The following is a 23,127-nucleotide window of genomic DNA, read 5'->3' on the forward strand; positions in this document are numbered from 1 at the left end:
TCCCGAAAACCGGTTCCCACTTTTCGGAATGCGCTCTGCCCACACCTCGCGCATTTCATCCCGAAAACCGGTTCCCACTTTTCGGAATGCGCTCTAGGATACGCCCATGTTCAGCATCGAGCACGAATTTGACGCCACCGTGGTCACCCTTGTGGACGAGGGCAACGCCCCCCTTCAGGAGGACGTGATCGTATCCACCTTCGAGGAATGCATCACGGTCGAGCAATACGACCCGCGCACCGACAGCACCCAGAAGATCACGCTCTCCATCACCCAGATGCGTGACCTTGCCGCGGCGATCAGCTTGCCCGAGGGGGTCTATACCCGCGACAAGGACGGAGCCTGATCTGACCCTGCCTTTCCCGGCCCACATCCGGTTTCACGCCAGACATGGCTTGAAAGCCCCCGTGCAAAGGCAGACATAAGGCAGGAAACGACCCGAGGACTCCCGATGCCGCAGCCCAATCCCGCCGCGATGGACTTTCTTTTGACGCGCCGGTCGCGTCCGGCCAAGACGCTACAGGCGCCTGCGCCCGACCGGGCCGCCCTGCGCACGCTCCTGACCGCCGCAGCCCGAACACCCGACCACGGCAAGCTCGAACCGTGGCGATTTATCGTGCTCCGTGGTGCCGCGCTGGACCGGGTGGCTTCCGAGGCGGTTGCCTGCGGCACGCGGCTCGGCAAATCCGACGAGGATATCGAAAAGGCCCGCGCCGCCTTTGCCAACAGTCCGCTCTGCGTGGCCGTCATCGAGGTGCACAAGGACAGCCCGAAGATCCCCGCCATCGAACAGACCTATTCCGCGGGGGCGGTCTGCCTCGCGCTGCTCAACGCGGCGCTGGCATCGGGCTGGGGTGCGAACTGGCTGTCGGGGTGGGCCAGCCATGACCGCGCCTTCTGCGCCTCCGCTCTGGGGCTTTCGCCGCAGGAACGCGTCGCGGGCTTTATCCATATCGGCACCGAGCGCAGCGTGCCGCCCGAGCGTCCGCGCCCTTCGCTCGACGCTTTGACCGAATGGGTGGACACATGATCCTGACGGCGTTCTTCAAGGCGCTTGCCCAGCTCGGCGACCGGCGTTTTCGCGCCGTCCTGGGCCGCGGGGTCGGCCTGACCGTGCTGTTGCTGGTGGCGTTCTATGCGCTCTTCGTGTGGACGGTGGGATGGCTTCTGGGTGATGCCGTGACCCTGCCCTGGATCGGAACGGTATCCTGGGTGGATGAGGTGGTGTCCTGGGCTGCGATCCCGCTGATGATCGTGCTCTCCGCCTTCCTGATGGTGCCCGTGGCTTCCGCCATCACCGGGCTCTTTCTCGACGAGGTTGCCGACGCGGTGGAGCATCGCCACTACCCGCATCTGAGCAAGGCCCGCACCCAGACCGTTTCCGATGCGATTCGCGATTCGTTTGGCTTTCTCGGCGTTCTGATCGCGGCCAACATCGTGGCGCTGATCATCTACCTGACGGTGGCCTCGCTTGCGCCTTTTGTCTTCTGGGGGTTGAACGGCTTCCTGCTCGGGCGGGAATACTTCACCCTCGCGGCCTCTCGCCGGATGCCGCGCGCGGATGCCCGCGCCATGTGGCGGAGCAACCTTCCGACGATCTGGGCGGCGGGTGTGCTGATGGTGGTGCCGCTGACGATCCCGCTGGTGAACCTGCTGGTGCCGGTTCTGGGCGCGGCGACCTTCACCCACATCGTCTACCGCCTTACGACGGCATCCGGCGCGCGCTAGGAACGGGTCGGATCAAACGACAACAGGCCCCGCCATCGCGGAGCCTGTCCATATACCACCCGTCGGCCGACCGCGCTTACTGCAGCGGCTCCATGCGGTTGAACATCCAGCCATCGATATCGCGCACCGTGATCGTGCCCGTCAGGATGATCGTCGCGATGATGATCCAGAGCACCACCGACACGCCCGTCGTGATCCACGCCTTGCGCTTGAGATTGTGAACCTCAGGACTTCCGGCATGGGTGCCGGGCACGATCTCACCCAGGTCTCCTTGGGTCTTGATCCGGATCGGGATCACCACGAGCCACGTCATGAACCAGATTACCGCAAACAGAACGATTCCGGACGTGATCCCCATCAGACCTGCTCCAGCTCGACAAGGCAGCCATTGAAGTCCTTGGGATGCAGAAAGAGCACCGGCTTGCCATGCGCGCCGATCTTGGGCTCGCCGCTGCCAAGCACCCGCGCGCCGGTTTCCTGCAAATGGTCGCGCGCGGCGAGGATGTCATCAACCTCGTAGCAGACGTGATGAATGCCGCCAGACGGATTCTTGTCGAGGAAACCCTGGATCGGCGAGCTTTCTCCCAAGGGATAGAGCAGCTCGATCTTGGTATTCGGCAGCTCGATGAAGACAACCGTCACACCATGATCGGGTTCGTCCTGTGGAGCGCCCACCTTGGCGCCCAGCGCATCCCGGTATTGCGCGGACGCGGCTTCAAGGTCGGGCACGGCTATGGCCACGTGGTTCAAACGTCCGATCATGCTTCTGTCTCCTGCGTCGCGGTCTTTCGATCTTGAACTTGCGCAGCATATGGACCGCGCATGGGGGATGCCGCAAGGGTCTGCGTCCTTTAACCGCTTGTTAGCCAAGCTGCGCCAAAGTGAGTCGCACGACCCCGAACCGCCGATCCCGGCACCGTTCCAAAGGAGAGGACCATGGACCCGCTAGACCAGCTTGCAACCCATCTTCGCCCCACCGCATCGCGGCCGCTTCTGGGCCTCACCGTGCTCGTGGTCGAGGATAGCCGTTTTGCCTGCGACGCCATGCGCCTGCTCTGCCTGCGGTCCGGCGCGCGGATCCGGCGTGCCGATTGCCTCAAATCCGCGCGGCGCCACCTTCAGGTCTATCGCCCTTCCGTGGTGATCGTTGATCTCGGTCTGCCGGATGGCTCCGGCGCCGACCTGATTTCCGAACTGGCCCACACATCGCCACGGGTGGACGTGATCCTTGGCACAAGCGGCGACAGTTTCGCCGAGGACGTGGCGCTCGCCGCCGGGGCGGACGGGTTCCTCGCAAAACCGATCTCCTCGGTGCCCGCCTTCCAGACGGCGATCCTCTCCGTCCTGCCCGCAGAGCGTCAACCGCCCAGTCCGCGGCTCGTGAGCAATGATCCGATCCGCCCCGACATGGTCGCCTTCCGCGATGACATGGCCCATGTCGCCGACGTGCTCGACGACCGCTCGGACGGCCAGACGCTTCAGTATGTGGCGCAGTTTCTCGCCGGGGTCGCCCGCTCCGCCAATGACGCCGCCCTTGCCAGCGCCGCCGAAGATCTCACGGCCGCGCAAAGGGACGGCCAGCCGCTGCAATCACCGCTCGCACGTGTGGCCGCATTGGTGCAGGACCGGCTCGCCGAACCCATGGCCATGTAACGCCGCTCCGCGTGCCGCGGTCGCGCGGGCACGCGCGCGTCCCGGCGCCATGGATCCCTGACCGGCGCCCGTTCGTCGCGACGAAGTTCGCGGCGTCTTCCTGACGGGTGGCGCGCCGGCACGCGGCGCAAGTATGCGGCGCGTAGGACCGTTGGCGCGGTCGTCGGGCCAACGGGCGCTAAGGCCAAACGGCCCTCAAAGCCAATGGCATTCACGCCAACGGAGCCAGACATCCAAGGGCGCGCATAAAGCGGCGCTCACATCCAAAGGCGTTGAGACCGAGCGGCCTTGAAAGCCAATGGCATACACGCCAACCGGCCCAGACATCCAAGAGCGCACACTAAGCGGCGCTTGCATCTAAAGCCGTTCAGACCAAACGGCCCTCAAAGCCAATGGCATTCACGCCAACGGGGCCAGACATCCAAGGGCGCACACTAAGCGGCGCTCGCATCCAAAGCCGTTGAGACCGAGCTGCCTTGAAAGCCACTGGCATTCCCGAAAAGGCATCCTCCCGCCCAGGACCATTCACATCAAAGCCGCCCTCTCGCAATGCCGTCCACTCGCCAAAGCGCGCAAACCAGTCCGCCCTGAGATCCTCGCGAGGTCATACCGAAGCCGTCCTTGCCGCCAACAAGATCCAAACCAACCCGCCCTCGCGCCCGGGGCGCGTTCACGCCAAGCGGCGATGGCGCCAAGGGGCGGTCACACCAGCGGGCCCGCATTCCATACGGGCACGCATACCGAGAGCGGCCCTCGGCGCAAAACCAGGCAGGCTGTGTTCGCCAGAATCGCATTCAGCATGCATTTCGGGTGGTGATGGCGCTTTTGGCGCTCACGGGAGGAAATTGTCTTACAAGCGGTGCTCGCGGCTGGACGCGCCGATGCCAAGTTGCGCTCGCCGCCGATGCCACGTCTTCGAGGTCGCGCAGAAGGAAAGGCGCGCAACGTCCATACAGCACTTGAGCCAAGGCGCACAACGTCCACACAGCACTTGAGCCAAGGCGGGCAACATATACACAGCGCTTCAGCCAAGGTCGGCAAATCGCAAGGCACACTCACCCGAGGTGACGCGGGTCTGCGCCCAGATCGACCCCGGGGAACACCCCGGTCTCCACGTCGGACCGGGACAGGCCAAACAGCCCGTGAACGAGCCAGCCCGCATGCGCCCGCAAATCCCGGGTCGGCATCAGATCACGCCGCTCGAACAGATCGGCTTCCGAAAGCCCCGGCCAATCGGCCACGACCCGCCCACCATTCAGCGCGCCACCGGCCAGGATCATCGCCCCACCCGTGCCGTGATCCGTGCCCTTGCCACCATTGAATCGTGCCGTCCGACCAAACTCCGTCATTGCAACAACGGTGGTCTGATCCCAGACCGCGGGGCCGGTCTCCTCCCTGAGCGTCAGGATCGTCTCCGACAGCCGGGTCAGCGCCCGGCCAAGCCCCGCGGCCTGGTTGCGATGCGTATCCCACCCATTGAGCGAGAAGGACGCCACCCGCGCATCCGCCCGCAGACGGTCCGCGACAAAGCCCGCCAGCCGCCGATGTTGCGCGCTGGGGCGCGTATCCACCGCCTCGCCTTGCATCATGCTGTCAAAACCCATTGCCGGCTGGTCGAGCATGACCCCGTCCCCATCGCTCCCCGCCAGCCGCAACGCTTCGTCCAGCGCGCGCGCCATCGCCGGGTCGTCCTCCATGACCATCCGCGCCAGCCGCACGGCCTGCGGGCTGAGCAAGAGATCCGCATCCGGCGACCAACGCTCCACCGGCGCGTCCCCACGCAGGATCTTGAGCGCGTCATGACCGACCGCATAGGCGGTCTGCGTTTGCCCGCCCTGCGCCATCAGGCCCAGCATCCGGTTGAGCCAGCCATCCCGCGTCAAACCCGCGCCGAGATCCGAAATGCCCGCCTCGAGCATGTCCTGCCCGTCGAAATGACTGCGCTTGTTGCGGTAGGGCGTCGAAACCGCGTGGACGACCGAAAGCTGCCCGGCCTGCCAGAGCGGCATCAGCGGGGCCAGCTCCGGCGCCAGCGCGTAGAACCCGTCAAGATCGCGATACCCGTCCCCCCCGATGGGAAGGGCACCGCGCAGACTGGCGAAATCGCGATCGCCATAGGGCGCCACCGCCGCCAACCCGTCCATCGCACCGCGCAGGATGATCACCACCAATCGCGCCTCCCCCGGCGTCGCGGCAAAGGTGATCGGCGTCACAAGCGGGCTTGCCGCCAGCGAGCAACCAAGGGCAAGCGACCCGCCCAGAAATCCACGTCTGTCCATCCGCTTACATCCTCTGAAACGCAGGCGCGGCGAGCACCAGCCCGACGCCATCCGCCCGGCTTTCCGCCGCGCGCGCGGCAAACAGCGTCGCTTCGCTGGTGAAGGGCCCAAGGGCCGTGCGCACAAAGGCCCGTGGATCCGGCAACACCGGCAAAAGCAGTTCCGGCACCCCGATCGCCCATTGCAGCCGCGCCGCAAGCCCCGCCGGCGTCAACCAGGCACCATCGGCTTCCTCAAGACCATCAGGCCCGACCGGCGCTTGCCAGCGCTGTCCCATGGCAACCATCGGGTCATGGATCCGGCGGCGATACTCCGTCTCCGGCATATCGACCAACACCGCGCCGGGCACAGCCAGCGCACGACAGGCCGACGCGATGAAATCGAACGGTTGCTTCATGTTGCTCAAGCGGGGCGACCAGCTGGCCGGATGCGACAGGAGCGCTTCGTATACCGCCATCAGATCGCCGCCCGTATCGCGCCACGCGCGTTCCAGCGCCACGATCAACGCAGGCTCCGGCTGATCGCCGACAAAATGCACGGCCAGCTTTGCCGCCATGTGCCAGCCCGTCGCCGGGTGACGCGCCAGATCGCGCAGCACCGCATCAATATCATCGAGCGTCGCATCGCCTGCACCGCCATACGACACCCCAAGCACGGTTTCCGCGCCGGGCTCCGCCAACTCTGGACGGAAACGCCGCGTCAGGCCCGGACGATAGGTCAGCCCGGTCAGAAGCTCCGCAAGCTGCCGCACATCGGCCTGTGTATAGGGGCCATCGACGCCCAGCGTGTGCAATTCCAGGATCTCGCGCGCAAGGTTCTCGTTAAGACCGAGCGATCCCGCACCGCCTTGCACGATCTCCGAGTTCGGACCCGCGCTTGTCGTTTGATCGAGATAGATCAGCATCATCGGATGGGTGACCGCCGCGATCAACAGATCCTCGAACCGGCCGGTCATATTGGGCCGGATGGCACTTTCCCGGAAGGCTGAAACCCCGTGCTTGAGCAGCCCGCCCTTGCCTGCGGTGGTGAAATGATCGGCCCAGAACGCTTCCAGCCGTTCGCGGAACGGGTCAACCGTCGTGATCCGGCGCGCAATATGCGCCGCCATCCATTTCAGCGAATCCTTGCGCGCAAAAACCCGCAGCCGTTCGGATTCCTTGCGCAGCTCGAACGCCGCCGCCTCGTCGGTCTCCGCGCGAAGACGTTTGCGCAGGTTGGCGCGATAATCGACATGGTCCGAAAAGGCCGGCCATGGCTGGATCGGCCAGTCCCGCGCCGCCCGGTCCTGCTGGCGCAGCCGGTCCAGCATGGCGCGCACGCTGTCCGGCGGCGCAACAACGGGACTGAGCCCACAGCCGAATCGAATATCCGCAAGAGCGGGATCAAAAGGCACGCGCAAACCCTCCCGGCCTGGCGACGGAACCCAGAGTGCCCCGCCAAAGCCAGTCTGACACGGGACGCGAGCCGCTCCAATCCCGATGCGCGCCCTCTTGCCGAAACGTGATCAGTCCTGAGGGATCACGCGCAGACCGAGTTCCATGAGCTGATCCGACGTCGGATCGGAAGGCGCATTCATCATCAGGTCTTCGGCGCGCTGGTTCATCGGGAACATGATGACCTCGCGGATGTTCGCCGTATCGGCCAGCAGCATCACGATCCGATCGATCCCCGCGGCACACCCGCCATGCGGCGGCGCTCCAAAGCGGAAGGCGTTGACCATGCCGCCAAAACGCTTGCGCACCTCGTCCTCGCCATAGCCCGCAAGGCCAAACGCCTTGAACATGATCTCCGGACGGTGGTTCCGGATCGCGCCGGACACCAGTTCGTAGCCGTTGCACGCAAGGTCATACTGGTAGCCAAGCACGTCCAGCGGATCGCCGTCCAGCGCCGCTTCGCCACCTTGCGGCATGGAAAACGGGTTGTGGCTGAAGTCGATCTTGCCGCTTTCCTCGTCGGCCTCGTACATCGGGAAATCCACGATCCACGCAAAGGCAAAGCGGTTCTTGTCCGTCAGCCCCTTTTCCTCGCCGATCACGTCGCGCGCTTTCGCCGCCACGCGCTCGAAGGCATGCGGCTTGCCACCGAGGAAGAAGGCCGCGTCTCCGACGCCCAGCCCGAGTTGCTGGCGGATCGCCTCGGTGCGCTCGGGGCCGATGTTCTTGGCAAGCGGCCCTGCGGCCTCCATCGCGCCATCAGCCTCACGCCAGAAGATATAACCCATGCCCGGCAGGCCCTCTTTCTGGGCAAAGGCATTCATCCGGTCACAGAATTTGCGGCTGCCGCCCGTGGGCGCGGGGATCGCGCGGATCTGCGTGCCTTCCTGCTCCAGAAGCTTGGCAAAGATCGCAAAGCCCGAGCCCCGGAAATGCTCCGAGACGTCCTGCATCTCGATCGGGTTGCGAAGATCGGGCTTGTCGGTGCCGTATTTCAGCAGCGCCTCGGCATAGGGGATCTGCGGCCAGTCCTGCGGTGCGTCCACCGTCTTGCCACCGCCGAACTCCTCGAACACGCCCGCAATCACCGGTGCCACCGTGTCGAACACGTCCTGCTGCTCGACAAAGCTCATCTCCATGTCGAGCTGGTAGAAATCCGTGGGCGACCGGTCGGCGCGCGGATCCTCGTCGCGGAAACAGGGCGCGATCTGGAAATACTTGTCGAAACCCGACACCATGATGAGCTGTTTGAACTGCTGCGGCGCCTGCGGCAGCGCATAGAACTTGCCCGGATGCAGACGCGACGGCACAAGGAAGTCGCGCGCCCCCTCGGGGCTCGACGCGGTGATCACGGGCGTCTGATACTCGCGGAAATTCTGGTCCCACATCCGCTTGCGGATCGAGGCCACCACATCCGAGCGCAGCGTCATGTTGCGCTGCATCGCCTCGCGGCGCAGATCGAGATAGCGGTAACGCAGCCGCGTCTCCTCCGGATATTCCTGATCGCCGAACACCATGAGCGGCAGCTCGTCCGCCGCGCCCAGCACCTCCATGTCACGCACGAAAACCTCGACCTCGCCGGTCGGGATCTTGGGGTTCACAAGGCTCTCGTCGCGCGCCTTCACGGTGCCGTCGATGCGGATACACCATTCCGAGCGCACCTTTTCCACCTCGGCAAAGACCGGGCTGTCGGGGTCACAAAGCACCTGCGTGATGCCGAAATGGTCGCGCAGATCGACAAACAGAACGCCCCCGTGGTCACGGATGCGGTGTACCCAACCGGCAAGGCGAACGGTCTCGCCGACATTGGCTTTGGTCAGATCGGCACAGGTGTGGCTGCGATAGGCATGCATAACGAACGGCCCTTTTGGGGAAGCGGAACTTTGTGGGCCGATACATCGCTCTGCGCGCGGGAAGTCAAGGGAAGCCCGCGCGATTCGCCATAAATCGCGCAGTCACAGGGCCGATTGCAGCGCCATGGCGGCCGATTGCAGGACGCACGCCCCGCGCCCGCCCCTCGGCCCGCCCGGCCATTCAGCGGCGCCGCGCCCGGAAACCCGCACCCGCCGCCCCCGAGATGCGGGCTCAGGCTGCGCGCCCGGCGCGGCCATCAAGGAGCCCGGGATCGAGCGCATCCACCACCGCCTCGACACCGGGAGAATCGCGCCCCTGCGCCTCCAGACCGGGACAGGCGATCGTCGGGATGCCCGCGGCCACAGCTGCCTGCGCGCTTTCCGGTGTATCTTCGATGGCCAGGACGCTCTTGGGGTCGAGGCCGAGCGCCGCAAGCGCATGCACATAGATCGCCGGGTCGGGCTTGCCCGCGGGCACCAGCCCGCCATGGGTCACAAGCGCGAACCGGTCGCGTGCAACACAGCCCTCCAACCCCCGAAGGATAAGATCAACCGTGTCCTCGCCCGTCGCGGTCACAAACCCCACCTTGATTCCCCGCTCTCTGGCTGTCTCGATCAAGGCAACGACACCGGGGCGCGCCGCGATCCCTTCCTCTTCGACCAGCGCCCGGAAATGCGCAACCTTGCGGGCATGCAGCGCGTCGGCATCGACGCTCTCGCCGCGCTCCTTGGCAAACCGCGCAATCCGTGCCCGGCCGCCGGGCGCGCGCAGCATGTCGCGGTAGGCGCCCGGGTCCCACCGCCAGCCGAGACCGGCTTCCTCGAAGGCGGCATTGAAGGCGCGGCGTTGCATGTCAGAGGTCTCGGCAAGCGTGCCGATCGCTCCGAAGAAGACGGCTGAGGGGGTCATCTGTGGCTCTCCTGGAATGACGTCGGTTCCGGGATAACGCGGGCCCGGCAAAATGGTTCAGCCGCCGGCGCGATTTCCGGCCTTCCCGTGGACCCCGCCCACCGGATGCACAAAGCGACAATCGCCGTGCGAAGCCCCTTGAACGTCAGTCGCGCATGTCTATAACCCGCAACAATTTGCGGCTGGGGCGTGTCCCGCTGTAATCGCTGCTTTGCCGAGGTAAAGGATACCCCCATGCCCAAGCGTACCGATCTCAAATCCATCATGATCATCGGCGCAGGGCCGATTGTGATCGGGCAGGCCTGCGAATTCGACTATTCCGGCGCCCAGGCCTGCAAGGCGCTGCGCGAGGAAGGGTATCGGGTTATCCTCGTCAACTCCAACCCGGCGACGATCATGACGGACCCGGGGCTGGCGGACGCCACCTATATCGAACCCATCACCCCCGAGGTTGTCGCCAAGATCATCGAGAAGGAACGTCCCGACGCGCTCCTGCCCACGATGGGCGGCCAGACCGGGCTCAACACCTCGCTTGCGCTTGAGGAAATGGGTGTGCTGGAGAAATTCGGCGTCGAGATGATCGGGGCCAAGCGCGAGGCCATCGAGATGGCCGAAGACCGCAAGCTCTTCCGCGAGGCGATGGAACGGATCGGTCTGGAAAACCCCAAGGCCACCATCGTCACCGCGCCCAAGGATGCCAAGGGCAAGTTCGACCTTGAGGCCGGCGTCGCCATCGCGCTGGAAACGCTGGATTATGTGGGGCTTCCGGCGATCATCCGCCCGGCCTTTACCCTTGGCGGCACCGGAGGCGGCGTGGCCTATAACCGCGAAGACTACATCCATTTCTGCCGCTCCGGCATGGATGCCTCACCGGTCGGGCAAATCCTCGTCGACGAGTCGCTGCTGGGTTGGAAAGAATATGAAATGGAGGTTGTCCGCGACAAGGCCGACAACGCGATTATCGTCTGCTCCATCGAAAACGTCGATCCGATGGGCGTGCATACCGGCGACAGCATCACCGTCGCACCCGCGCTCACGCTGACCGACAAGGAATACCAGATGATGCGAGGCGCCTCGATTGCGGTGCTGCGCGAGATCGGCGTCGAAACCGGCGGCTCCAACGTGCAATGGGCGGTGAACCCCGACAATGGCCGCATGGTTGTGATCGAGATGAACCCGCGCGTGTCGCGCTCCTCTGCGCTGGCCTCCAAGGCCACCGGTTTTCCGATCGCCAAGATCGCCGCGAAGCTCGCGGTGGGCTTCACGCTCGACGAGCTCGACAACGACATCACCGGCGTGACCCCGGCGAGCTTCGAGCCCTCCATCGACTATGTCGTGACCAAGATCCCGCGCTTTGCCTTCGAGAAATTCCCCGGCTCCGAACCGTATCTGACCACCGCGATGAAATCCGTGGGCGAGGCCATGGCCATCGGGCGGACGATTCACGAATCGATGCAGAAGGCGCTGGCCTCGATGGAAACCGGCCTGACCGGCTTTGACGATGTCGAAATCCCTGGCGCGCCGGAGAAATCCGCCATCATCAAGGCCATCGGTCAACAGACACCGGACCGTCTGCGCACCATCGCGCAGGCGATGCGCCACGGTCTCAGCGATGACGAGATCCATGGCGTCACGATGTTCGACCCGTGGTTCCTCGCCCGCATCCGCGAGATTGTGGATGTCGAGGCGCGGATCAAGGCCGACGGTTTGCCCGGCGATGCCGCCGGATTGCGCGATCTCAAGATGATGGGCTTTACCGATGCGCGGCTGGCGACCCTGACCGGCCAGACCGAGAAAGCCGTGCGCGACGCACGCCTCGGGCAGGGCGTGGCCGCCGTGTTCAAGCGCATCGACACCTGCGCGGCCGAGTTCGAGGCGCAGACACCTTACATGTATTCCACCTATGAGGCCCCGATGATGGGCGAGGTCGAATGCGAAGCGCGGCCCTCAAAGCGCGACAAGATCGTCATTCTGGGCGGCGGCCCGAACCGGATCGGCCAGGGGATCGAGTTCGACTATTGCTGCTGTCACGCCTGTTTCGCGCTGACCGCGGCGGGCTACGAAACGATCATGGTCAATTGCAACCCCGAGACGGTTTCCACCGATTACGACACGTCCGACCGGCTCTATTTCGAGCCGCTCACCTTCGAGCATGTGATGGAGATCCTGCGTGTCGAACAGCAGAACGGCACCCTGAAGGGCGTGATTGTGCAGTTTGGTGGCCAGACGCCGCTCAAGCTCGCCAATGCGCTCGAAGAAGAGGGAATCCCGATTCTCGGCACCTCGCCCGATGCGATCGACCTTGCCGAGGACCGCGAACGGTTTCAGGCGCTGGTCGAAAAGCTCGGTCTCAAACAACCGAAAAACGGAATCGCCTCGACCGACGAACAGGCGCTCGCCATCGCCGAAGAGATCGGCTTCCCGCTGGTGATCCGCCCGTCCTACGTGCTGGGCGGACGCGCGATGGAAATCGTGCGCGACATGGATCAGCTGCGCCGCTACATCTCGCAGGCCGTGGTGGTGTCCGGCGACAGCCCGGTGCTGCTCGACAGCTATCTTTCCGGCGCGGTGGAGCTTGACGTGGACGCGCTGTGCGATGGCGAGGCGGTGCATGTGGCGGGCATCATGCAGCATATCGAGGAGGCCGGCGTGCATTCGGGCGACAGCGCCTGCTCGCTCCCGCCCTACTCGCTCTCGAAAGAGGTGCTGGCCGAAATCGAGCGGCAGGCCCATGCGCTGGCGCGCGCGCTCGGCGTGGTCGGGTTGATGAATGTCCAATTCGCGATCAAGGATGGCGAGATCTACCTCATCGAGGTGAACCCGCGTGCATCCCGCACCGTGCCCTTCGTTGCCAAGGCCACCGACAGCGCCATCGCCTCCATCGCCGCGCGGATCATGGCGGGCGAGCCGCTTTCCAACTTCCCGCTGCGCGATCCCTACCCGTCCGATGCCGGGTATGACACCACGCTGCCGCTTGCCGATCCGATGACGCTGGCGGACCCGAACATGCCGTGGTTCTCCGTGAAGGAGGCCGTGTTGCCCTTCGCACGCTTCCCCGGCGTGGACACGTTGCTTGGCCCGGAAATGCGATCCACCGGCGAAGTCATGGGCTGGGATCGGTCTTTCCCGCGTGCTTTCCTCAAGGCGCAGATGGGGGCCGGCACGGTGCTGCCCACCGAAGGGGCCGTGTTCTTCTCGATCAAGGATGACGACAAAACCCCCCAGCTTGTCGAAACGGCACGCACATTGACCGATCTGGGCTTTTCCATTGTTGCCACGGGCGGAACAGCCGCGTTCCTGTCCGATCACGGGCTGGAAACCACCGTGGTCAAGAAGGTCTATGAGGGCCGCCCCAACGTGGTCGACCTGATGAAGGACGGCGGCATCGCACTGGTGATGAACACCACCGAGGGCGCCGCCGCGGTGACCGACAGCCAGGAGATCCGCTCCGTCGCGCTCTATGACAAGATCCCCTACTTCACGACTGCCGCCGGAGCGCATGCCGCCGCTCTTGCCATGAAAGAACGCGAAGATGGCGATCTGGTGGTCAAGTCGCTGCAAGGCTGATGGTCGCAGGCCGCTGACCCTCGCGCGAAACCCGGCCACTGGCCGGGATTTCTGCATCCCCGGTGCGGCTCGGATCGGAACCCGCGCCCGCGCGTGCCGCCGCGTGTTTCCCGGCGTCGCAATCCCGGCCGCCCTCTGGGCCATACGGTCACACCCCGACAAATGCTGTGCCGCCGAACCGATGCTTTTCCCGATCTGGAATGCCCCAGGCTCGGGTCCGTCGCGGCTTGGCATTGACCGTGGCCGGCCAAGACCTTGCGCATCGCGCTACCCCGGTCATCGGTCACCGCATGGATCGAACGTGCAGAAGCCATGCCTTGGGCCAACCGTCGGATCCTCATATCCGGCAGCGCAGGGTGAACAGCCTGAGCGCCGCACCGGCACGATCAGCACATGAAGCAAGTGATCTCGTTCACACGGCCCCGACCACCACCGATCCGATCGAGCCCCCATGAAACGCCGGATCATGCGTTCGAATACCGTTCGAAGCGGCAAGGCCATGACCTCCGCAACACCCCCAAACCACGCAGAACAGGTCCCCGATCAAACAAGCCTTAGCCCGCAACTGCGCCGCAATCAGAGTTGAAGCGACTCGCATAAGCACCAGCGTCAGATGCGCCACGACCCACACCGGCTTTCCAATCCGACCAACCAGCGCTCCAACCGGCCCCGCCATCGGATCAGCGAGGGTCCGATGCGGCTCTTTCGTCAGATGCGCCACGACCCACACCGGTTTTCCAATCCGACCAACCGACGCTCCAACCGGCCTCGCCATCAGATCAGCGAGGGCCCGATACGGTCCTGTCGTCAGATGCGCCACGACCCAGACCGGTTTTCCAATCTAGCCAACCAGCGCTCCAACCGGCTCCGCAATCGGATCAGCGCGGTCCGATACGGCCCGGTCGTCCGATGCGCCACGACCCACATCGGTTTTCCAATCCGACCAACCAGCGCTCCAACCGGCCCCGCCATCGGATCAGCGAGGGTCCGAAGCGGCCCCTCTATCGGTTCACCCGACGCCAGAAAACGGCCCTGCCATCAAATCAGCCAAGCCCGGCAACGGTCCCCTGATCGCCCCTGGACCCCATCGGCCGGACCGCACACACCGAGACGTTCCGTCAGCCCACAGAGAAAATTCACACCGCAAAAAGAGACACGGGCGACACTGGCGACACGTCCGCAAACAAGACCCAGTGTTCCAGTTCAGAAGCGCAGGTTAAACGTCCGGATTATCTGGATGCCCACGCTGCCCTGGTCGCGGCTGCCGGCATCTACGATGGGGGAGTCCGCTGCCGATCCGGTCAGCCGGTCGTATCCCAAAGTGCCTTCCACCGCCCAGACGTCTGACATGTCATAGCGCATGGACATCTCAAGCCCATAGGACCGCAAACCGCCTTCGGCGTCGTACTGGCGCAGCGTCGCGCCCGCAGGCACGGAAAAATACGTGTCCATATAAGCATCGTCGGCCCAGGACATGCGCGGACCAAACCGCAGCTCGGTCCGGGTGCCCGGTGTCATGATGACATCCGCCCCAAAATCCATCACCAGCCCGTCATGGCCCGTCACGCCCTTGCGCAGGGCCGCAAAAGCCTCCGCCCCGTCCCAGCGATAGGAGACTTTGGCACCCAGTTCAAACGCCAGATCCACATCGTCGATTCCCGTCAGGGCCTTATCATCGTCGGCGGTCCGTTCGGAAAGCACCCGAAAGGAGGGTGCAAAACCGAAGCCCAGATCGTCACCCGGTTCGATACTGATCGCGCCAAGCGACAAGGCCTCGAGCCCCCCGCCAAACGACGGGCTCGTCTGATAGGTGTCGGACCCCTCATAGGTCGGGGCAACCCGCGCACCAAGGCCCAGTTCGAAAGACAGGCTGCGCTCCTCGGCGCTCGCGGATCCCCCAAGCGTGACCGAAATCATCGTGGCAAGCACAAGAAGTGCCACAAACCTGTGCAGAATGCTGTGCCCGGAGGTGCTCATCTCGATCCGTTCGCCTTGGCTATGACCTGTGCTACAGGCCTTGACTGAAGAAACCATGAATCATGGTCTGCATGGAAATAAATAGAGCGATTCCCGACTGTGCACACGGCAAATCTGCGTGAACGTCGGAAACCGCGCCGATCTGCAACACTCCCGGGTTCCGGGCGCCCTTCCGCGCGGCACGTCACGCCGCAAACGCGCTGTGAAGACCCCTCCACATCCCGCCGATGCCCTGTTACACCGCTCGCAACCGCAGGAGGCCAAACCGATGTCCAAACCCGTGATCCTGACCATTCTTGACGGCTGGGGGCTGCGCGATGACCCCACGGCAAACGCACCCAAGCTCGCCCGCACCCCGACGATGGACAGGCTCTTTGCCACCTGCCCGCACGCGACGCTGATCACCCATGGCCCCGATGTCGGCCTGCCCAGCGGCCAGATGGGCAATTCCGAAGTCGGACACACCAATATCGGCGCCGGTCGCGTGGTGGCGATGGATCTCGGTCAGATCGACCTCTCCATCGAAGATGCGAGCTTCTTCGAAAACGACGCCATTCTCGGCTTTGCAAAGACCCTTCGTGAAACCGGTGGCACCGCGCATCTCATGGGTGTCGTCTCCGATGGCGGCGTGCATGGCCACACCAGCCACATCAAGGCCGCCGCCTCGATGATCGCAGATCAGGGCGTGCCGGTGCGGCTGCATGCGGTGACCGATGGGCGCGATGTCGCCCCGAAATCCGCGGATCGGTTCATGGCCGATCTTCAGGCGTGGATCGATGCACGCGAGGGCATCGAGATCGCGACCGTGACAGGGCGCTATTTTGCCATGGATCGGGACAACCGCTGGGACCGCGTGGAGAAGGCCTACCGGGCCATGATCGACGGTCAGGGAGCGAGTGCGACCTCCGCCGCAGAGGCCATCGACGCAAGCTATGCCGCTGACAAAACGGATGAATTCCTACCCGCAACCGTCATCGGATCGTATTCCGGCATTGCGGAGGGCGACGGCTTCTTCTGCCTGAATTTCCGTGCGGATCGCGCCCGCGAGATCCTCGCCGCCATCGGGTCGGACGATTTCGACGGTTTCACCCGCGACAAGCCGCCCTTCGCTGCGCTGCTCGGGATGGTGTCCTACTCCGATGCGCATGACGGCTTCATGCAGACAGCCTTCCCCAAGCGCGACATTCGCAACACGCTCGGCGAATGGGTGTCCAAGCAGGGGCTGCGCCAGTTTCGCCTCGCCGAAACGGAGAAATACCCGCATGTGACCTTCTTCCTGAATGGCGGTGTCGAAATCCCCGCGAACGGCGAAGACCGCTTCATGCCCAAATCGCCCAACGTGGCGACCTATGACGCACAGCCCGAGATGTCCGCGCCGGAAGTGACAGAGCACTTCGTTGCCGCGATCCGCGAAGGCTATGACCTGATCGTGGTGAATTATGCCAACCCGGACATGGTCGGGCATACGGGCGATCTGGATGCCGCCATTGCGGCCTGCGAAGCGGTGGATGCCGGTCTCGCCAAGGTTCTCGAAGCGCTCGAAGGCACGGATGGCGCCATGCTTGTCATCGCCGATCATGGCAATTGCGAAACCATGGTCGATCCCGAAACCGGCGGGCCGCATACCGCCCATACGACCAATCTCGTGCCGGTGATCCTCTGGGGCGGGCCGGAGGGCGGCACGCTGCGCGACGGTCGGCTGGCGGATGTGGCGCCGACGCTGCTCGACGTGATGGGGCTCGACCAGCCCGAGGAAATGACCGGACGGAGCCTGCTGGCGTGAAACGCCTTGCGCTGACACTTGCGCTTTGTGCCGCGCCCGTGTTGGCCGGGGCGCAAAACGCCGGCGCCGATGCCCGTGCCGCGCTTGCCGCGCTCGAAGCCGCCGCGGTTCAACTTGACGCCGCCGAAGGCGCCCGCGACCGCGTTGCCGCCCTGACGAGCACGGTCAGCGCCTTCGAAGACGGGCTCGCGGCCATGCGGGACGGCCTGCGCCGCGCCGCGATCCGGGAAACCGAGCTGACGCGCCGCCTGGCCGCACAGGATGCGGAGATCGCGCAGCTGCTCGGGGTGCTTTCCGCGCTCGGCCCCGAGGTCCGGCCACAAAGCTTCCTGCATCCCGACGGGCCGCTTGGCGCGGCGCGCTCCGGCATGCTGGTCGCCGCCCTGACACCCGCGCTCAACGCCGCGGCCGACGCGCTCCGGGCCGACCTTGAGGAGGTCACCGCGCTGCGCCGCCTGCAACAGAGTGCCGCCGATACGCTTGTTGCCGGTCTCGCCGATCTTCAGGCCGCGCGGACCGCGCTGAGCCAGGCCGTAGCGGACCGTGTGCCACTGCCGCGCCGCTTTACCGAAGACCCGGTGCGCACCGCGATCCTGATCACCGCCGCCGAAACCCTCGACGCTTTCGCCTCCGGTCTCAGCCAGATCGCGGAAGATGAGCGCCCCCAGGGCCTGCCCCGCATCGCGGACCGCAAGGGCGCGCTGCCGCTGCCGGTCCGAGGCACGATCCTGCGCCGCCCCGGCGAGGCCGACGCCGCCGGCGTCACCCGGCCGGGCCTTGTTCTGGCCACCCAGCCACAGGCGCTCGTGACCACGCCCACCGCCGCCACCGTGCGCTATACCGGGCCGCTTCTGGATTACGGTCTGGTGATGATCCTCGAGCCGCAAGCCGATCTGTTGTTCGTGCTCGCCGGTCTCGACCAGACCTTCGCACGCACCGGCGAAGTGGTCGGCGCGGGCGATCCGGTCGGTCTCATGGGCGGCACCGTGCTCTCCGCGGCTGATATCCCTTCACCTTCCGGTGAAAACACTGGCGCGCAACGGTCGGAAACGCTCTATATAGAGGTCAGGGAAGACAACAGGCCGGTGAGCCCGCTGACATGGTTTGACCTCGGCCGCTGAACCCGGCACCGTGCCCCGCAACGGCCACGCAAAGCTGGCCCGCGCCGCAGCAGACACACCCCGCCGGGAAGGCGGCCCGAAAGACAACAGGCAGCCGGGCGCAGATCGCCCGGTTCAGGACGACGACAAAGGACGACAATGATGAAGAAACTCGTGATGGCCGCGGTCGGTGGCACACTCGCTTCCGTGGTCGCGACCACGCAATTCGTCGGCCCGCTTCTGGCGCAGGAAAACAATCGCCCATCGAGCGTCTACGAGCAGTTGGACCTGTTCGGCGACATCTTCGAGCGGATCCGCCAGCAATATGTCGAGGAGGTTGACGAAAGCGACCTTATCGAAGCGGCGATCAACGGCATGCTCACCTCGCTCGATCCGCATTCGAGCTACCTGCCCCCCGATGACGCCGAAGACATGCGTGTGCAGACCCGGGGCGAGTTCGGTGGCCTCGGCATCGAGGTCAGCCAGGAAGACGGGTTCGTGAAGGTGGTCTCGCCGATCGACGGCACCCCCGCCGACGAAGCCGGCATCGAAGCGGGCGACTTCATCACCCATGTGGATGGCGAAAGCGTGCTCGGTCTGACCCTCACCGACGCGGTGGACCTCATGCGCGGCCCGGTCGGCTCCGAGATCATCATCACCGTGGTGCGCGAAGGCGAAGAAGAGCCGTTCGACGTCTCGATCATCCGCGACACCATCAAGCTCACCGCCGTGCGCACACGGACCGAGGGCGACAGCGTCGTGCTCCGTGTGACAACCTTCAACGACCAGACTTACCCCAACCTCGCCGAAGGCATTGCCGAACAGATCGAAGCCCTTGGCGGCATCGAAAACGTCAACGGGTTCGTGCTCGATCTGCGCAACAACCCCGGCGGTCTGCTGACACAGGCGATCCGGGTGTCGGACGCGTTCCTCGAAAAAGGCGAGATCGTGTCGACACGGGGCCGCGATCCGGCCGATGGCGACCGCTACAACGCCACGCCCGGCGATCTGGCGAGCGGCAAGCCCGTGGTGGTGCTGATCAATGGCGGCTCGGCCTCGGCCTCCGAAATCGTCGCCGGCGCGCTTCAGGATCACCGCCGCGCGGTGGTGGTCGGCACCAAGAGCTTCGGCAAGGGCTCGGTCCAGACGGTCATGCCGCTGCGTGGCGATGGCGCGATGCGCCTGACCACCGCGCGTTACTACACGCCGTCGGGCCGCTCGATCCAGTCGCTCGGTGTCTCGCCCGATATCGTGGTCGAACAGCCCCGCCGCCGCGACGAGGAGGAGGACGAGGATGAAACCAACATCTTCAACCGCTCCGAAGCCGACCTGCGCGGCTCTCTCGACAACGATTCGCTGACCGAAGACGAGATCCGCCAGATCGAGGCAGACCGCGAAAAAGCCGAAGCCGCCGCCGCCCTGCGCGACGAGGACTATCAGCTGGCCTATGCCATCGACATCCTCAAGGGCCTGTCGGCGCTTGGTCCCAACGCGGACTGATCCGCCGCACGGCGCATCCTGACAAGACCCGCCGGCGGCCCGATCTCGGGGCCGCCGGCTTCGTTTCGGCAATTGCGCTTTGCCTGCGCTTTCCCCTCGGGGACAGCCTCTACCCGCGCCGCGGCCTCTCCTCTCGGGCACGGGTGCTCCCCGCAACGCAGACCCTGCAGACCCTTCCCCCGATACGGCGCGCCCCGCATAACAGAGCCTCCCCGCGCAGCGGCCCCTCGGCTCGGGCACGGCTTTCACGCGGCGCGGCCCCCCTGCATGCGCACAGCGCGCCCCGCGCATCAGCGCCGCGCAACAGGCACAGTCTTTCCCCGCGGCACAGACCTTCGCCTCTCCACACAATCTCCCCCACCGCCGCAGTCCCTCCCCCACCGCCGCAGTCCCTCCCCCACCAGCACAGTCCCTCCCCCACCCATGCAGTCCCTCCCAGACCGGCGCAGCGCCGCCCCTTGCCGCGCCGCGCCGCGCGCGCTACCCATCCGCGCATGACCGATACGCCCCTCACACCCGATGCCATCGCCCAATTGCCCTATCGCCGGAATGTGGGCGTGATGCTGATCAACGCCCAGGGCCACGCCTGGGTCGGCCAACGTCTCGACAGCCCGGTGGACACCCCCGCCTGGCAGATGCCGCAAGGCGGGATAGACAAGGGGGAAACCCCGCGCGACGCCGCCCTGCGCGAGCTGGAAGAAGAGACCGGCGTCTCGCCCGCAATGGTGACGCTAGAGGCCGAAACCGAAGGCTGGGTCCGGTATGACCTGCCCGCCGACATCATCCCGCGGATCTGGAAAGGCCGGTATCGCGGGCAGGAGCAGAAATGGTTCCTGTTGCGCTTTCACGGAACCGATGACGCCATCCGCATCGACACCGACCACCCGGAATTCTCCGCCTGGAAATGGCTGCCCGCCGACGAGGTGGTGGCGCAGATCGTGCCGTTCAAACGCGGCGTCTACGAAGCGGTGATGGCCGAATTCAGAGCGCACCTGGCATGAGGATCGGCGCCGCGGCACGGCTCGCGGGCATCGCCCTTCTGCTGGCCCTCGCCGCCCGCCCTGCCGCCGCGCTGAGCTGTCGCACGCCGGACCCGGTGCGCGACTTCCTCGCCGCCGCCGCAGCAGAGGAAATCTGGATGGTGGTTACCGGCACGCTGCGCTTCAACACAAGCGCGCTGCCCCGAAGCCACAGCGGCGCGGCCGCCGCCCGCCAGACCGATATCCCCGCCACCCTCCGGGGGCTCGGCCTTGGCCCGAAGGGGTTTGACCGCCCCTTCGCGCGCGCCGTGACGCTGCGCGTGCTCTGTTTCGGACCGTGGTGCGGCGCGCCGGAGGATGGCGGGCGTTACCTGGCCTTCGTCAAACGCGAGGCCGGTGCCGACATTGTCTTTGCAAGCCCCTGCGGCGCCAACCTGCACGCCACCCCGTCACGGGCCACGCTGGCCGCCATCACCGCCTGCTTCACCGGCGATGCCTGCGCCCCTGCCCGCTGACACCCGCCGCCACCCGCTGGCCTCCAACACAACCGTGGTTTCTTCTGTCCCGAAATACTCCGGGGAGTCGCAGCTTGCTGCGACGGGGCAGCGCCCCTCTTTTCGACCACCGCAAAGATCGCATGTCGGGGATCTGAAAAGCACCGCGCATCCCCCGCCCGGTCGCCAGAGAGGCGCATCCCATGCGCATGGGATGTGCATGGCTTGTGCATGGTTTGTGCATCGCCCCATTCCGCAGTCCCGGGCGTTTCCGCAACGCGCCCTCGCCCGCGCGCATCCGAACCGCGTTTGCGCGCCGGCGCGGGGGATCCAAACCGGCACACCGTTTCCCATGCGCATTCCGAGACCGGTGATCGGAGGGCATCCACCCCAATCGACCACGGGGCCGCGCTGTGCCCAAACACGCATGGAGACGCAGCGCGCGCCTGCGGGACAGAGCCGCCAAGCCCTGGGTCCGCCCATCGCTCGCACGGGCGATCAGGGCGGCCCCCGGGCTGCGCGCACCCGGCCTTCGCTCACCCGGCCGCGCGTACCCGCTGCAACAGCCCCGGAGAGGCATAGCCATCGGGCACAAGCCCTTGAGATTGCTGAAAACGCCGGACGGCATTGATGGTTAACGGACCGACCTTCGCGTCGATCCCGCGCGTATCGAATCCGAGCGCCGTCAGACGTTCCTGCAACTCGATCCGCTCCTCAAATGTCAGCGCCCGGTCCGCTTCCGGCCAGCCCCCCCTGATTGGCGGGCCGCCGGCAATCCGGTCCGCCAGATGCCCCACGCCAATCACGTAGGCATCGGCGGTGTTGTAGCTCTCCAACACGGCGAAATTGCGGAACACGAGGAACGCGGCCCCCTGGTGCCCTGCGGGCAGCAAGAGCGACGCAACCCCGGCATCGGGGATCGGGCCGCCATGGGCCGGCACCACGCCGCGCCGCGCCCAAGCCGAGGGCAGCCGCTCGATCTCGCGATTGGCCTGGAGATAGTCAAACCCTTCAGGAACAACAACTTCCACGCCCCATGGCACGCCGGTCCGCCACCCGTTCGACTTGAGGTAATGCGCTGTGGAGGCCAGCGCGTCGGCCGGATCTTCGCCCCAGATATCGCGCTTCCCATCGCCGGTCCAATCCACCGCCAGCGACTGGAACGAGGTCGGCATGAACTGGGTATGGCCCATCGCACCGGCCCAGCTCCCCTTCATGTTTTCCGGCACGGTATGGCCCTGTTGCAGGATCTTCAGCGCGGCCAGCAGCTGGGCCTCGAAGAAACGCTGCCGCCGCCCGTCATAGGCCAGCGTCGCCATGGACCCGATAACGGGCTTGGAGCCCTTGAAGGTGCCATAGGCCGATTCCAGCCCCCAGATCGCGACGACGATTTCCTTGCGCACGCCGTATTCGGCCTCGATCCGCTCCAACAGCGCCCGATGCCGCGCAAGCGCCGCGCGCCCGTTGCGAATGCGGGCCTCGGACACGGCGGTTTCGAGATAAACCCAAATCGTCTTGGTGAATTCCGACTGGTTTCGGTCGCGCCGGACAACCTCCGGATCGTAGCGCACATCGGCAAAGGCCGCATCAAAGACCGATGCGGTGATGCCCCGAGACAGCGCGCGGGCGCGAAACCCGGCAATCCAGGCGTCAAATTCCGCGCCGCCCCTGCCCGCGCCGGCGCCATCTTGGTCGACCCCCGCCGGACGCGCCTGCGGCCGCACGGTCTGCGCAAGGACAACCGGCACCGGCCTCGCCGCATCCAGCACGGCGGGCCGTGCAACCGGGCGCAGCGGCTCCGCCACCGCCATTGCTGGCAGCACTGCCGCCAGCGCGCATGCCAGATAGTCTGCAATCCGCATCGTCGCCC

The 23,127-nt window shown here is 65.6% G+C and carries 18 protein-coding genes; 10 read left to right on the forward strand and 8 right to left on the reverse strand.

The features are described from left to right. The first annotated feature begins 106 nt into the window (after positions 1 to 106). The 3 genes from J1C49_RS16595 (at position 107) to J1C49_RS16605 (ending at position 1,728) form a co-directional block, all read left to right on the forward strand. Positions 107 to 346 carry a hypothetical protein gene (locus tag J1C49_RS16595; protein WP_227446962.1) on the forward strand — a complete coding sequence of 80 codons (240 nt, stop codon included), beginning with the start codon at positions 107 to 109 and terminating at the stop codon, positions 344 to 346. Positions 347 to 451: 105 nt separating this feature from the next. Next, positions 452 to 1,030: a nitroreductase gene (locus tag J1C49_RS16600; protein ID WP_227446963.1), complete on the forward strand. Its 579-nt coding sequence runs from the start codon at positions 452 to 454 to the stop codon at positions 1,028 to 1,030. After that, the gene (locus tag J1C49_RS16605) at positions 1,027 to 1,728 is read left to right on the forward strand and encodes an EI24 domain-containing protein (RefSeq protein WP_227446964.1); all 702 of its coding nucleotides are present in this window, start codon (positions 1,027 to 1,029) and stop codon (positions 1,726 to 1,728) included. Before J1C49_RS16600 ends, J1C49_RS16605 begins: the two co-directional genes overlap by 4 nt. Before the next feature lie 76 nt (positions 1,729 to 1,804). Here J1C49_RS16605 and J1C49_RS16610 read toward each other — a convergent pair whose 3' ends face one another. Both J1C49_RS16610 and mce read right to left on the reverse strand, forming a co-directional pair. After that, positions 1,805 to 2,086, reverse strand: a complete 282-nt coding sequence (locus tag J1C49_RS16610) for a DUF1467 family protein (RefSeq protein WP_227446965.1) — start codon at positions 2,084 to 2,086, stop codon at positions 1,805 to 1,807. Next, positions 2,086 to 2,490 (reverse strand): methylmalonyl-CoA epimerase, encoded by a 405-nt coding sequence (mce, locus tag J1C49_RS16615; protein ID WP_227446966.1) that lies wholly within the window; start codon positions 2,488 to 2,490, stop codon positions 2,086 to 2,088. Before mce ends, J1C49_RS16610 begins: the two co-directional genes overlap by 1 nt. A gap of 174 nt (positions 2,491 to 2,664) precedes the next feature. Between mce and J1C49_RS16620 the strand changes: the two genes are divergently transcribed. Beyond that, on the forward strand, positions 2,665 to 3,381 hold the full coding sequence (locus tag J1C49_RS16620) for a response regulator (protein WP_227446967.1): 717 nt from the start codon (positions 2,665 to 2,667) through the stop codon (positions 3,379 to 3,381). A gap of 1,055 nt (positions 3,382 to 4,436) precedes the next feature. Here J1C49_RS16620 and J1C49_RS16625 read toward each other — a convergent pair. The 4 genes from J1C49_RS16625 to J1C49_RS16640 all read right to left on the reverse strand — a co-directional run bounded on the left by J1C49_RS16625 (position 4,437) and on the right by J1C49_RS16640 (position 9,856). Further along, positions 4,437 to 5,660, reverse strand: a complete 1,224-nt coding sequence (locus J1C49_RS16625; RefSeq protein WP_227446968.1) for a DUF1501 domain-containing protein — start codon at positions 5,658 to 5,660, stop codon at positions 4,437 to 4,439. Between the two features lie 4 nt (positions 5,661 to 5,664). Further along, positions 5,665 to 7,053: a DUF1800 domain-containing protein gene (locus tag J1C49_RS16630; RefSeq protein ID WP_227446969.1), complete on the reverse strand. Its 1,389-nt coding sequence runs from the start codon at positions 7,051 to 7,053 to the stop codon at positions 5,665 to 5,667. Between the two features lie 111 nt (positions 7,054 to 7,164). Continuing rightward, positions 7,165 to 8,946, reverse strand: coding sequence for an aspartate--tRNA ligase (gene aspS, locus J1C49_RS16635; RefSeq protein WP_227446970.1), 1,782 nt, complete (start codon positions 8,944 to 8,946; stop codon positions 7,165 to 7,167). Between the two features lie 232 nt (positions 8,947 to 9,178). Then, entirely contained in the window at positions 9,179 to 9,856 is a 678-nt protein-coding gene (locus J1C49_RS16640; RefSeq protein WP_227446971.1) for an HAD-IA family hydrolase, read from the reverse strand. 234 nt (positions 9,857 to 10,090) lie between these two features. Between J1C49_RS16640 and carB the strand changes: the two genes are divergently transcribed. Further along, positions 10,091 to 13,423: a carbamoyl-phosphate synthase large subunit gene (gene carB, locus J1C49_RS16645; RefSeq protein ID WP_227446972.1), complete on the forward strand. Its 3,333-nt coding sequence runs from the start codon at positions 10,091 to 10,093 to the stop codon at positions 13,421 to 13,423. A 1,203-nt stretch (positions 13,424 to 14,626) separates the two neighbouring features. Here carB and J1C49_RS16650 read toward each other — a convergent pair. After that, the gene (locus J1C49_RS16650; protein ID WP_227446973.1) at positions 14,627 to 15,457 is read right to left on the reverse strand and encodes a MipA/OmpV family protein; all 831 of its coding nucleotides are present in this window, start codon (positions 15,455 to 15,457) and stop codon (positions 14,627 to 14,629) included. 211 nt (positions 15,458 to 15,668) lie between these two features. Here J1C49_RS16650 and gpmI point away from each other — a divergent pair, with 211 nt between their 5' ends. The 5 genes from gpmI to J1C49_RS16675 all read left to right on the forward strand — a co-directional run bounded on the left by gpmI (position 15,669) and on the right by J1C49_RS16675 (position 21,278). Next, positions 15,669 to 17,183, forward strand: coding sequence for a 2,3-bisphosphoglycerate-independent phosphoglycerate mutase (gene gpmI / locus J1C49_RS16655; protein ID WP_227446974.1), 1,515 nt, complete (start codon positions 15,669 to 15,671; stop codon positions 17,181 to 17,183). Beyond that, complete coding sequence (locus tag J1C49_RS16660; RefSeq protein ID WP_227446975.1) at positions 17,180 to 18,304, forward strand: peptidoglycan DD-metalloendopeptidase family protein; 1,125 nt, start codon at positions 17,180 to 17,182, stop codon at positions 18,302 to 18,304. Before gpmI ends, J1C49_RS16660 begins: the two co-directional genes overlap by 4 nt. A 141-nt stretch (positions 18,305 to 18,445) precedes the next feature. Next, a complete protein-coding gene (locus J1C49_RS16665; protein WP_227446976.1) occupies positions 18,446 to 19,783 on the forward strand; it encodes a S41 family peptidase in 1,338 nt (445 codons plus the stop codon). Positions 19,784 to 20,277: 494 nt separating this feature from the next. Then, positions 20,278 to 20,784, forward strand: a complete 507-nt coding sequence (locus J1C49_RS16670) for an RNA pyrophosphohydrolase (protein ID WP_227446977.1) — start codon at positions 20,278 to 20,280, stop codon at positions 20,782 to 20,784. After that, positions 20,781 to 21,278 carry a hypothetical protein gene (locus tag J1C49_RS16675; RefSeq protein ID WP_227446978.1) on the forward strand — a complete coding sequence of 166 codons (498 nt, stop codon included), beginning with the start codon at positions 20,781 to 20,783 and terminating at the stop codon, positions 21,276 to 21,278. The genes J1C49_RS16670 and J1C49_RS16675 overlap by 4 nt, the downstream gene beginning before the upstream one ends. A 515-nt stretch (positions 21,279 to 21,793) precedes the next feature. On the opposite strand, the gene J1C49_RS16680 is transcribed toward J1C49_RS16675, so the two are convergent. After that, positions 21,794 to 23,119 carry a lytic murein transglycosylase gene (locus tag J1C49_RS16680; protein WP_227446979.1) on the reverse strand — a complete coding sequence of 442 codons (1,326 nt, stop codon included), beginning with the start codon at positions 23,117 to 23,119 and terminating at the stop codon, positions 21,794 to 21,796. Between the last annotated feature and the right edge of the window lie 8 nt (positions 23,120 to 23,127).

The organism is Cognatishimia sp. F0-27, from assembly GCF_020667845.1.
Taxonomy (GTDB): domain Bacteria; phylum Pseudomonadota; class Alphaproteobacteria; order Rhodobacterales; family Rhodobacteraceae; genus JAFMPQ01.

Bases quoted from the DNA above. Each gene is read 5' to 3' on its own strand.
- J1C49_RS16595 (WP_227446962.1), top strand. From the start codon at position 107: ATGTTCAGCATCGAGCACGAATTTGACGCCACCGTGGTCACCCTTGTG.
- J1C49_RS16600 (WP_227446963.1), top strand. From the start codon at position 452: ATGCCGCAGCCCAATCCCGCCGCGATGGACTTTCTTTTGACGCGCCGG.
- J1C49_RS16605 (WP_227446964.1), top strand. From the start codon at position 1,027: ATGATCCTGACGGCGTTCTTCAAGGCGCTTGCCCAGCTCGGCGACCGG.
- J1C49_RS16610 (WP_227446965.1), bottom strand. From the start codon at position 2,086: ATGGGGATCACGTCCGGAATCGTTCTGTTTGCGGTAATCTGGTTCATG.
- mce (WP_227446966.1), bottom strand. From the start codon at position 2,490: ATGATCGGACGTTTGAACCACGTGGCCATAGCCGTGCCCGACCTTGAA.
- J1C49_RS16620 (WP_227446967.1), top strand. From the start codon at position 2,665: ATGGACCCGCTAGACCAGCTTGCAACCCATCTTCGCCCCACCGCATCG.
- J1C49_RS16625 (WP_227446968.1), bottom strand. From the start codon at position 5,660: ATGGACAGACGTGGATTTCTGGGCGGGTCGCTTGCCCTTGGTTGCTCG.
- aspS (WP_227446970.1), bottom strand. From the start codon at position 8,946: ATGCATGCCTATCGCAGCCACACCTGTGCCGATCTGACCAAAGCCAAT.
- J1C49_RS16640 (WP_227446971.1), bottom strand. From the start codon at position 9,856: ATGACCCCCTCAGCCGTCTTCTTCGGAGCGATCGGCACGCTTGCCGAG.
- carB (WP_227446972.1), top strand. From the start codon at position 10,091: ATGCCCAAGCGTACCGATCTCAAATCCATCATGATCATCGGCGCAGGG.
- J1C49_RS16650 (WP_227446973.1), bottom strand. From the start codon at position 15,457: ATGGTTTCTTCAGTCAAGGCCTGTAGCACAGGTCATAGCCAAGGCGAA.
- gpmI (WP_227446974.1), top strand. From the start codon at position 15,669: ATGTCCAAACCCGTGATCCTGACCATTCTTGACGGCTGGGGGCTGCGC.
- J1C49_RS16665 (WP_227446976.1), top strand. From the start codon at position 18,446: ATGAAGAAACTCGTGATGGCCGCGGTCGGTGGCACACTCGCTTCCGTG.
- J1C49_RS16670 (WP_227446977.1), top strand. From the start codon at position 20,278: ATGACCGATACGCCCCTCACACCCGATGCCATCGCCCAATTGCCCTAT.
- J1C49_RS16675 (WP_227446978.1), top strand. From the start codon at position 20,781: ATGAGGATCGGCGCCGCGGCACGGCTCGCGGGCATCGCCCTTCTGCTG.
- J1C49_RS16680 (WP_227446979.1), bottom strand. From the start codon at position 23,119: ATGCGGATTGCAGACTATCTGGCATGCGCGCTGGCGGCAGTGCTGCCA.